Origin of the sequence: Oribacterium sp. NK2B42, from assembly GCF_000424445.1 — a bacterium.
Lineage (GTDB): Bacteria > Bacillota > Clostridia > Lachnospirales > Lachnospiraceae > Oribacterium.
Map to the genome: position 1 here is coordinate 15,612 of NZ_AUJX01000030.1, position 11,832 is coordinate 27,443.

At 42.5% G+C, this 11,832-nt stretch carries 8 protein-coding genes; 2 read left to right on the forward strand and 6 right to left on the reverse strand.

What is annotated here, in order from left to right:
- Positions 1–36: 36 nt before the first annotated feature.
- The 4 genes from G625_RS0108870 to G625_RS0108885 all read right to left on the reverse strand — a co-directional run bounded on the left by G625_RS0108870 (position 37) and on the right by G625_RS0108885 (position 5,338).
- Entirely contained in the window at positions 37–660 is a 624-nt protein-coding gene (locus G625_RS0108870; protein ID WP_330365026.1) for a manganese efflux pump MntP, read from the reverse strand.
- A 240-nt stretch (positions 661–900) separates the two neighbouring features.
- Complete coding sequence (locus tag G625_RS21215; protein ID WP_049895819.1) at positions 901–2,673, reverse strand: methyl-accepting chemotaxis protein; 1,773 nt, start codon at positions 2,671–2,673, stop codon at positions 901–903.
- Between the two features lie 376 nt (positions 2,674–3,049).
- Positions 3,050–4,441 carry an NADPH-dependent glutamate synthase gene (gltA, locus tag G625_RS0108880; protein ID WP_029200843.1) on the reverse strand — a complete coding sequence of 464 codons (1,392 nt, stop codon included), beginning with the start codon at positions 4,439–4,441 and terminating at the stop codon, positions 3,050–3,052.
- 15 nt (positions 4,442–4,456) lie between these two features.
- Positions 4,457–5,338, reverse strand: a complete 882-nt coding sequence (locus G625_RS0108885; protein WP_029200844.1) for a sulfide/dihydroorotate dehydrogenase-like FAD/NAD-binding protein — start codon at positions 5,336–5,338, stop codon at positions 4,457–4,459.
- 874 nt (positions 5,339–6,212) lie between these two features.
- Between G625_RS0108885 and mgtE the strand changes: the two genes are divergently transcribed.
- Positions 6,213–7,502, forward strand: a complete 1,290-nt coding sequence (gene mgtE / locus G625_RS0108890) for a magnesium transporter (RefSeq protein ID WP_442852569.1) — start codon at positions 6,213–6,215, stop codon at positions 7,500–7,502.
- Positions 7,503–7,756: 254 nt separating this feature from the next.
- Here the strand turns inward: mgtE and G625_RS0108895 are convergent, their stop codons facing one another.
- Both G625_RS0108895 and G625_RS0108900 read right to left on the reverse strand, forming a co-directional pair.
- Positions 7,757–9,058, reverse strand: coding sequence for an IS4 family transposase (locus G625_RS0108895; protein ID WP_029200846.1), 1,302 nt, complete (start codon positions 9,056–9,058; stop codon positions 7,757–7,759).
- A 418-nt stretch (positions 9,059–9,476) separates the two neighbouring features.
- A complete protein-coding gene (locus tag G625_RS0108900; protein WP_029200847.1) occupies positions 9,477–10,694 on the reverse strand; it encodes an iron-containing alcohol dehydrogenase in 1,218 nt (405 codons plus the stop codon).
- 458 nt (positions 10,695–11,152) lie between these two features.
- On the opposite strand from G625_RS0108900, the gene G625_RS0108905 reads away from it, so the two are divergent.
- The gene (locus tag G625_RS0108905) at positions 11,153–11,797 is read left to right on the forward strand and encodes a hypothetical protein (RefSeq protein ID WP_029200848.1); all 645 of its coding nucleotides are present in this window, start codon (positions 11,153–11,155) and stop codon (positions 11,795–11,797) included.
- Positions 11,798–11,832 lie beyond the last annotated feature (35 nt).

The window sequence follows — 11,832 nt, forward strand, 5'->3', positions numbered from 1 at the left end:
AATATTATCATATCAATTTAGCGGATTAATTACAAACTAAAAGAAATTAGTAATGAATATCTCTATTCCGATACCTATAAGAATAACGCCTCCGAAAATACCTGCTTTGTTTTTGAGAAATCTTCCGGCTGTTCTGCCTATCCTGAGACCAATGATACAAATGATAAAAGTTGTTACGGCAATGATGACAGCAGTGATAAATGCTTCAAGAAGATGGTATTCTGAAATTGTGAAGCCAACCGACAGAGCATCTATGGAAGTTGCTATACCCTGCATGATAAGAGTGCTTGAAGAAAGTATCTCATCCTCACCGGTTGCTTCTGAATCCTCACCGATTTTTCCCTCCAGAATACTTTCATAGATCATATTCCCTCCGATATAGAAAAGAAGTATCAGTGCAATCCAGGGGATAAAAGCCTGAAAGGATTTAAAATACAATACAACTGTATGAACACAGACCCATCCGATCATCGGCATAAACCACTGGAAAAATGCAAAACAGCCCGCGATACGGCACATCTTTCCCGGTTTCATATTTGGATCCTTCAAACCATTTGCCATGGATACCGAAAAAGCATCCATAGCCAGCCCTATTCCCAGAATGATTCCATTTATAATAAATCCCGGTGTTAATGTCATGATAACTCCCAAAATAATCAATTAGTTTTCTTCCTTAGTTTTAGAATTATCTTACTGTTTTCGGACGTTAGTCAATAATAACCAATCGGATAGCGATAGGTTTTTCTCTCTATCACACAAATGAGACGAAAGTCTGCGAAGAAGACACATTCCTGTTGACGACCTTGCTGAAAAGAAATCCCCCTGGTCCACTAACTGAACTGTAACTCTTATAGAGAAAAAACAGCCGGGACATAAATCCCGGCTGAAATGAAATTCCTTTTATGAAAGTGTGAACTTGTTAACCTCATCGCTGAGACTCTTGGCCATTCTGGTCATTTCTTCACTGGCAGCCGCACTCTGCTCCGCAGTTGCAGCATTGGTCTGAACTACTGATGAAATCTGATCGATTCCAAGAGTGATCTGTCTGATACCGTCAGCCTGCTCACCTGATGCGATCGAAATATGATCCACAAGGTCTGTGATCTTCTGTGCACCCTTGGATACAGATGTGATGGACTCAGCAGTCTGAGCGGTTATCTCACCACCCTTTTGTACTGCTTCGATAGTCTGTTCAATAAGAACAGCTGTATTTTGAGCTGCCTCCTGAGACTTCTTAGCCAGGTTGCCTACTTCATCAGCAACAACCGCAAATCCCTTTCCTGCCTGACCGGCTCTTGCAGCCTCTATTGCAGCATTGAGAGAGAGGATATTGGTCTGAAATGCGATGTCATCGATAGTCTTTATGATCTTTGAAATCTCGTTGGATCTTTCAACGATCTCTTCCATAGCTTGAGACATCTCTTCCATCTTGGTGTTACTGATCACCATATCTTCACTTACAGAGCTTGTGAGATCCAGAGCGGCCTTTGACATATCAGCAGTATCCTTTACCTTCAGTGATATATCATTCATAGTAGCTGAAAGTTCCTGTATAGAGGAAGCCTGCTCTGTAGCACCCTGTGCCAATGCCTGAGCACCTGAAGATACCTGCTCTGCGCCTCTGTTTACATTATTTGCTGCAGCATTGATTTCTCCTAATGTGGAATTCAAGTGGGATATCAGATTATCCGTATTGGTTTTGATCTTTGCAAACTGGCCTGTATACTGCTTTGTAAGCTGTACCCTGAGATTACCGTCAGCTAACTCGGAAAGTGCACTTGCAATCTCATCGATATAACCCTGATAATTCCGGATCTGTTCTATGGTCTTGCCAAAGGAGTCAGCAAGCAAGCCTATTTCATTCCTGGATTTTATATCAAGTCTTACATCCAGATCACCATCAGAAATTCTTTCTGCAACAGCTGTAACCTTCTGAAGAGGTCCTACTACCTGACCGCCTATGACCATAGCAGCAACGAAAAGAATCACAAACCATATGATGATAAATATGATCATATTTCTTATTATACCTGTTATAGCTTCGTTTGCCTTCTGCATGTAAATTGCACTTGCATCATCGAGATCATCGATCCACACACCGGTTCCGAGCACCCACTGATAAGGTTCATAGGCACAGGTATAATTTTTCTTTGGTAATGGCTCTGTCTCATTAGGCTTCGCAAACATCAGATCTGTAAATCCGCCACCCTCTTTTTTTCCGTTGGCGATCATTTCCTGAATGAAATAGGTTCCGTTTGGATCCACAGAATCCCATCTGGACTTACCTTCCGTATCTCTTCCCAACAGGACAACATTTACACCCTCATAGGTATCTACCCAGAAATACCCATTTCCGTTATCATACCTCATTTCACGTACCAGATCCGCCGCAAATTTCTTTGCTTCACTTTCCGTGAATTCTCCTGCAAGCTGTCTTTCATGAATCTGATCAATGACACTTACAGCAATTTCAGTTTCCTGCTTCAGTTTCTCCATTACATCGGTTTCAAGGCGGCTCCTATAGGCTGCAGCCTGATCGTTGTTATTTCTAATGGTTCCTATTATTGAGAATACAGCAATTCCCAAAGCCGTCAGAAAGCACGAAACAAAGAGTGACATAACTACTACAAACTTCAAACTGTGAATACCGAGATTCTTTCCTTTTGTGTCCATGATCAATTCCTTTCAAAATCATTATTCGGTCTGAGAATCACTTATTGATATCCTGCCAGACAGGGACTTCAAACCCGTCATATTTACTTCGTCGACACTATATAAAGAAAAATAATAATATTTGAAAACAATTGTTAAATTTCGCCTTATCATGGCAAAAAGGTATACTTTCATTTAAGGAAGTACTTCCTCATTATAGTGTTTAAATTTAGTGTGTTTACACTTCAAGGACGCTTCTTTCTGACGAGATCTTTCCCCGGTGATTCTGATGATATAAAAAATGGGCGGTTCAGTGTGTATCCTCCGTTTGAGGAACTAACTTACTGAACCACCCATTCATATATTTTAGATCAATCTATAGTCTGATGACTTTACATCAGCTTCTGCCATTAAGGAAATCGTCGATACCCTTTGCAGCTGCCTTTCCTGCGCCCATTGCGAGAATAACTGTTGCTGCACCGGTAACTGCATCACCGCCGGCAAATACAGCCTTCCTGGAAGTCTCACCGTTCTCTTCCTTGGCTATGATACAGCCATGTTTGTTAGTATCAAGCCCCTCTGTTGTCTGCTTGATAAGAGGGTTAGGTGATGTTCCGAGGGACATGATAACCATATCACACTCAAGATCATATACATCACCCGGAATAGGCTCAGGTCTTCTTCTGCCGGATGCATCAGGCTCTCCGAGCTGCATTCTCTGGATCTTTACGCCCTTAACCCAGTCATTTTCATCAGCATAGATCTCAACAGGATTCTGGAGAAGATCAAAGATGATACCCTCCTCCTTAGCGTGATGAACCTCTTCAACTCTTGCAGGAAGCTCTTCTTCCGAACGTCTGTAAACTACATGAACCTCAGCTCCGAGACGAAGTGCTGTTCTTGCAGCGTCCATTGCTACGTTTCCGCCGCCTACAACTACAACCTTCTTGCCAACCTTGATAGGGGTATCAGCTTCCTTAAGGAATGCCTTCATAAGGTTGTTACGAGTAAGGAACTCGTTTGCTGAATAAACTCCGTTTGCAGTCTCACCGGGAATATTCATGAACTTAGGAAGTCCTGCACCTGATCCGATAAATACTGCATCGAAGCCTTCCTCATTAAGAAGCTCATCAATTGTGAGAGAACGTCCAACGATAACATTGGTATCAATCTTAACACCCAGCTTCTTAACGTTTTCGATCTCAGGACGAACTACGCGGTCCTTTGGAAGACGGAACTCAGGTATACCGTAAACCAGAACGCCGCCGGGCTGATGGAATGCCTCGAAAATAGTGACATCATAGCCAAGCTTAGCAAGGTCTCCCGCACAGGTAAGACCTGCGGGACCTGAACCGATAACTGCGACCTTCTTGCCGTTTGGCTCTCCTGCCTTTGCAGCTACATAATCATGCTCTCTTGCCCAGTCGGCAACATATCTCTCAAGCTTACCGATGGAAACCGGCTCACCCTTGATGCCTCTTACACACTTGCCCTCGCACTGTGTTTCCTGAGGACATACACGTCCGCAGACTGCAGGAAGTGCAGAAGATAATGCTATAACATCGGCAGCACCTGCGATATCTCCCTCTTTAACCTTAGTGATAAAATCAGGAATATGAATAGAAACAGGGCATCCCTTCATGCAAAGAGGATTCTTACAATTAAGGCATCTTTCAGCCTCAAGCTTAGCTTCCTCATCATTATATCCAAGACATACTTCTTCAAAGTTTGTTGCTCTTACCTTAGGCTCCTGCTCACGAACAGGAACTCTTGTCATAGAATTGTTCATTTTGTGCCTCCCCGATTATTTATCTGCTTCGCAGCCGCCGGAGTGTGTTGAACCCTCCTGTAATGCCAGCATAGCTCTGCCTTCTTCATCCATGTACTGTCTCTGACGCTTCATAGCAAGGTCAAAGTTAACCAGATGACCGTCAAACTCAGGTCCGTCAACACATGCGAACTTAACTTCATCACCTACGATAAGTCTGCAGGCACCGCACATACCTGTTCCATCGATCATGATAGGGTTCATGGAAACGATAGTCGGGATTCCTAGATCCTTTGTTGTAAGGCATGCAAACTTCATCATGATAACAGGTCCGATAGCGATACACTGTGTGTACTTCTTGCCCTGCTCATTAACAAGTTTCTTAAGAATATCGGTAACGACACCCTTGTCACCGTATGAACCATCATCTGTACATACATAAACATTGGCAGCTACCTTACGAAGATCATCTTCCATGATAAGAAGATCCTTGTTTCTTGCACCGAGGATAACATCTGCCTCTACTCCGTGCTCATGGAGCCACTTAACCTGTGGATATACAGGAGCTGCTCCTACACCGCCGGCTATGAATATGATAGACTGCTTCTTCAGCTCTTCTATCGGGGTATCTATCAACTCAGATGGCTTTCCGAGAGGTCCCACAACGTCTGTAAAGCAGTCTCCTACTTTAAGATGGCTCATCTTCTCTGTAGATGCACCAACTACCTGGAATACGATAGTGATAGTACCTTCTTTTCTATCGTAATCTGCAATAGTTAATGGAATTCTCTCACCAAGCTCACCGAGCTTTACAATCAAAAACTGACCGGGTTCGCATTTCTTTGCAACAAAAGGTGCCTTTACGACCATGAGCCAGTCTTTATCAACTAAGTGCTCAACTTTGGTTATTTCGTACATGATCTCCTCCACGCGTTTTATCGAATTTGCAATAGTTTATGGTCTTTAAGCCTCCATACTTAATTCCCTATCGCAACGTCCTAATTATAATCATTTTGTACCGAGATAACAATAAATTTTTAACAACATTGTGACGATTTTAACAAAAAATACAAAAAAATGCTGTATACAATGGTGTAAATGACTAAGAGCCAGAGAGCATCCATTTACATACGAGTCGCTCCGGCGGATAAATCTATAATCGGCCCCCTAAGAACCACTAGGCCCTCGCCAATGTCAGAGTTCTCTTTATGACAACATCTGACTTGGCGAGGGAGCTAAGGAAAAGGGAACCAAGTGGTTCTAAGGGGGCCGATTATGATTTATCAACGCCGTAGCTCAACGTATGTAAATGGATGCCCTCTGGCTCTGATCTACATATTACAATGATTTACAATCATCTTTTTTGTAATTAAAACAAGTTGCCCAAACCGGAGATTTATTTTAAAATTAAAGTTCGTGGATATGATTTTTTAACTACAGGAGGTGCATTATGGACAAACTGAAAAACCAGGATACAGAGCTTGTTCAGGACCGGAAAACCAAAGATGCAGAGATTCCTGTAGCAAATGATGAGGCAGCTCTCGCAAGCAGAAGGGCCTTTCTGAAAGCCCAGGCCGAGGCTATGGAGGAGGATCAGGAACCTGAATTTCCTGAAGAATCAAAACCCAACCTCACCGATCTTATAGAATCCATCCCTGACGAAAACAAAAAGGATAATGAAGACCGTAATCTCATCCATACCGATTCCGACGAATTCGATGATACGCCGGATGATGAAGAGGAGGATGAGGACGAACTCGAGGATCTCATTGATGAAGGTAACAAGCAGGACATCAGTGAGTACTACGAAGACATGCAGCCTGCGGACTTCGTTGAAGAGATTGATGATCTTGATGATGAAGACATTGAGAAGCTCCCTGAGTTCCTTAATACCGAACAGCTGACCGAGATCATGGAGGAAGCTGACGATGATACACGTCAGCGTATCGGAGATCACCTTCCTGATGATACTCTCCTTGAAATGTTCGAGGACATGTCAAAGGACGATATCGTTGATATCCTTGGAGAAATGGAGATCGCCCGTCGTAAGAGACTTCTTAACCGTATGAAGTCCGGCGACCGAAAGATCATTCATACTCTCCTTCAGTATCCTGATGACAGTGCAGGCGGTATCATGACGACAGAGTATATCGCTCTTCGTGAGGACAGAACCTGTGCAGAGGCCCTGGACACCATCAGAGATATAGGTCCAAAGACAGAAGTTATCGAAACCATATATGTAACAGATGAGGATCGTCTGAAAAAGCTGGTGGGAACCGTTGACCTGAGGGATCTTCTGAGTTCACCGAGAAACACAAAGCTTTGCGATATCATGGATGACCAGGTGGTTTCAGTTGAGCCGGAAGTTGATCAGGAGGAGGTTGCCCAGGTTGTTTCAAAGTATGACCTGCAGGCTATTCCGGTGGTTTCAAGCAAGGGTTCCATTCTCGGAATCATCACCGTTGATGATATCATCGATGTCATCAATGAGGAGCACGATGAGGATATCGCTCACCTGGGAGGAACTTCAGCAGAGGAAGGCCTCGATACCACTCTTTGGGAATCGGCGCGTTTACGTCTTCCCTGGCTTTTGGTAAACCTTCTTACCGCGTTCCTTGCATCCTTTACAGTTAAGATTTTTGAATCCACCATAGCTCAGGTGGTCGCGCTCTCCGCAACCATGACCATCGTTTCAGGTATGGGCGGTAATGCAGGCACCCAGACCATGTCCGTAATGGTCAGAGAACTTTCAAACGGAGATGTGGATTTCAAGGAAAACTGGAAATCCTTCGTCAAGGAAATTTTTCTAGGGGTTGTAGACGGAGCCGCCACAGGACTCGTTACAGGAATCATCGTTTCCCTGGTTTATGGCAATGCTTTCCTCGGACTTATCATTTTCCTTGCAATGATAGGAAACCTCATGGTTTCAGGAATATTCGGATTCCTGGTTCCGCTGATCCTTGATAAGCTTCATGCTGATCCGGCATTGGCCTCCAGTATATTTGTTACTACGGCAACAGACGTCCTGGGATTCTTTATTTTCCTGGGTCTTGCGGATCTGTTTCTTCCGTTTCTGACATAAAAAGCAAACACCGATTGAAGATTTATTTGATCCTCAATCGGTGTTTTTTATTTACCGGGTACTATCCATCGGGGACGGTTCCAATGTCATTCAGATTACTCAATGCCCTAAATTGGTGTATAATGGGTTTCGCGATAAATTCCTTGCGGATATGCTTCAAAAATAACACTTTGCAGGTCCAGATTAAATTCTGGGTACAGCAAACAAACAGTCGGTTATGGCTGTTTCGATGAAAGTATTCTGTTTTTAAGGATTTATCTGTAGTTTAATGTATCAGCCGACTGTCGTCGGAGTAATCGGTCAAATTTCCTATCCAGTCGGACTGGTACATAGTGTTTCAATATCAGCTTCTCTAAATCCTTAATAATACCTTTTAGGTATTTAACGCAGGACTTTTGTGCCTGAGTGTGATTTACTTTATAGGTATACTTACCTGTCTTTTTATCCGGTGCAGTTTCTTTCATGATAAAAGATGAAAAGTTATACATTGTCAGCTTTGCATAAATCTCCTGTATGGTGAAATCAGGCTTCAGTGAATGTAGTTTCACCATCTTTCCGGCATATTTCAGATGTCTAAAAGCAGTTTCCTCATTCCACCGCAAGTGATAGAGCTTTTTTATTACGGCTTCGCCGAAAGAATAGACAGGAAGGTTTGTAGCAATGTACTCGAACGAACATTTTCCGATGGGGAATTTCAGTATTCGGAATTTCAACGTATCTATCTCATCTGATCCGGCTTTGGCGTAATCATAACGTGTGGATTTGATCAGGTGATAATTCTCGAACTGACAGTTTTTCTTAGTATTACGGCGACCAATGTTTATGGTCACTTCTCTGTCTACATGCTCACCATACAGCCAATTTCCCAGATCCGGACATAAAGTTTTGACATTTGATTCCGACATTCTGATAAGGAAGAACTGGTTGTTGTGGATTGCGTGTGCAAAAACATTGAATGACGCATATCCACGGTCTCCCATATAAATCCTCTTTCTTGCTTTATCTTGAAGTCTGTTTTTATCAAGAAGCTCACAGAATGCAGCCTTTTCATCCATTTGTGGAACGCTCTGCAGGAACACATCCAGAAAAACATCATTCAGTGGGTCATAAAGTGAACTCATATGCAGCTGGTTTAGACCTTTTCGTTCTTTCACGGGAGTATAAAAAGTGTAGGAATCAGAAGGATTGTAAGGGAGATTGAGTCTTGTCCCATCGCAGGCAACGAGCTGATATCCCATAAAAAATTCATTGAGGGGAATCCGTTCGGTAAAACAATCAAATAATCTGACAAACGCTTTAGGCTTTATCTGGCTGCGCCTCTGGATCATAGCAGAAGGATAAGGAGTTTCATCTTCTCCAAAGAAAGACAGGAGCTCTTCATTTGCATCGCCGGATCCGATTGTCATGGTAAAAAGAACGGTCTGCAAAAAGGATATCTTCTTTTTACGAGTAAAACTTGAAGCGGGATTATATAGAAGAGCATCCCTTTCATCGAGCAGTGAATTAATTGAAGAAAATAGTTCTTGACGTACATCGTCAACAGAAAAATGTATCATTTCAGTACCTCCAAAAAAGTAGTTTCTAACAAGGCGGGCCGCATTTTTTCGTTGATTTGTCAAGCTTTTTTGTGAAAAAAATCGAACTATTTTCTTTTGATTTTCAATATGTTCAGCCTTCCCTCATGAGCTGGGGTGGGGCCGTCACATATCGGTTAATGTAAACGTGAATGGGGTGGGCGAAATGAGAGGAAGGCTGTATTTAAGGCATAAAAAAATCAGAGGGTATTTCACCTCTGATCTAAATAGATATAATTTGGCAAGGGGGGGTCCCATTATCTGAATGACATTGGGACGGTTCTCGCTGTCGAGAACCGTCCCCGATGGTCTCTATTCGAATGTGATAGAAATTATGCATGCAAAAAGGAGGGGCACTGCCCCTCCTTCCCGCTATGTAATATCAACCGGTAATTGTAAATCAAAAATCCACTTCTGTGTCATAGTAACAGCACTTAAGAAGCTTCTCCATCTCTTCCTGAGACGGCTGACGGGGATTTGATCCTGTACATGCATCGCCGATGGCAAGTTCAGCAATCTTTGGAAGTCTCTCAAGGAATACTTCCTCAGGAACAAAGCCCTGTTCTGTAGGATATGAATCCTTGCCGTAATTCTTGATGCAGTGAGGAATGTTCATATCATCATTCATCTTGCGGAGATACTTGATAAGAAGCTCAACCTTCTCGTCATCGTTTGAACCGCCAAGGTGCATATAATCAGCGATAACACCGTATCTCTTCTTTGCTGTCTCATCCTTTGCATTGAAAGCGATAACCTTTGGAAGGTACATAGCATTTGCAGCACCATGGATGATGTGTGCACCGTAATCAGCAAAAGCAGCACCTGTCTTATGAGCCATGGAATGTACGATTCCGAGAAGAGCATTGGAGAATGCCATACCTGCAAGGCACTGAGCATTGTGCATAGCATCACGTGAAGCCATGTCCTCATTGTAAGACTTGACAAGGTGCTCCTGGATCATCTCGATTGCATGAATGGCAAGAGGATCCGTATAGTCACAGTTGGCTGTTGAAACATAAGCCTCAATGGCATGTGTCATGGCATCCATTCCGGTATGTGCAACCAGTTTCTTTGGCATAGTCTCGGCAAGATCCGGATCTACGATGGCAACATCCGGTGTGATCTCGAAATCAGCGATAGGATACTTAACACCATTAGCATAATTTGTGATGATCGAGAATGCTGTCACCTCTGTAGCTGTTCCTGAAGTTGAAGATACAGCACAGAAATGAGCCTTGTGACGAAGCTCAGGGATACCGAATACCTTGCACATATCTTCAAATGTGCAATCAGGATACTCATACTTGATCCACATAGCCTTTGCAGCATCTATAGGTGATCCGCCGCCGATGGCAACGATCCAGTCAGGCTGGAACTTAGCCATAGCCTCTGCACCTCTCATAACAGTCTCAACAGAAGGATCTGACTCGATACCTTCGAAGATCTCAACCTCAAATCCTGCTTCCTTTAAATAATCTTCTGCTCTTTGAAGGAAACCGAACTTCTTCATTGATCCACCACCAACGCAGATCATAGCTCTCTTACCCTTGAAGTTCTTAAGCTCTGCTAATGATCCTTTTCCATGATACAAATCTCTTGGTAAACAAAATCTTGCCATGACGTTATCTCCTTTTGGAATTGATATAGTAAATAGAATGTTATTTATTTAACGTTCTCAGCTATTATATCACCGGCTCAGCAGTATGACAATTAATTAACAATTAACTGTTATACGAAATTTACCTTGTATTTTTGTACATATTTACATATAAAAATATCTTAACAGAACTATAATTTAAAGATATTGCACACGAACTATTGCATCAATCCTTTTTCAAATCCTGACATAACCAACACTCTTTCCAATCAGATATTAGTAACAGTTCAGCCGGTGGACCATGGGGACGGGGTTAGTGGTCCACCGGCTGAACTGTTACAGATATTATTATCCGGATTATTGTTATATAAATCACTATCCTATCATTTTCTTTGAATATTTGTTAGAATATATAGAAATAGTGATTAGATATATCAGAATTGTAAATTTTTTGATTCTGATGCGGAAAAGAGGTAATTATGATTAAGATTGAGAGAACTTCTGTGATGAATCTCGAGAATGCCATGCGTGGCGCTCGTAATCCATTGAATTCCTGGGCACGTTCCGACAGCTCCTATGATGACAATGGTGACTACATTCTCGGACCTAACGATCTTTCACTTGCAAAGCGCCTTCGTGTTGCAGGTTCGGATCACCGTAAATATGTCCGTATGATCATGGTTTGCTGCGATATCACTGCTCCTCTTTACTGGTGGAAGGAGTATGATACCTACAAGGTTGCAACAGTTGCAAACTCAACTTCAACCATGCATAAGATCCACAGTAAGCCTATCGAATATGATGATTTTTCTCATGACCATCTCACACTGGATGCCGAGAAGATCATGAAGGATTATATCGCTGAAATCGAGAAGATCCGTGTTCGCTACATGGAAGAGGGTAAAAACAAGGAGGACTGGTATGATCTCATCCAGATGATTCCGTCATCTTATAACCAGATGAGAACGGTTACTCTGAATTATGAAACTCTTATCAATATTTATTTCGCACGTCGTACTCATAAGCTTGATGAGTGGCACACATTCTGTGAGTGGATCGAGACACTGCCTTACGCTAAGGAGATTATCATCGCAAAGAATGATGAGGTAGAACCTTTAGATTAGTAAAGTGAATATGACACGCAGTTAATTTAATTCCG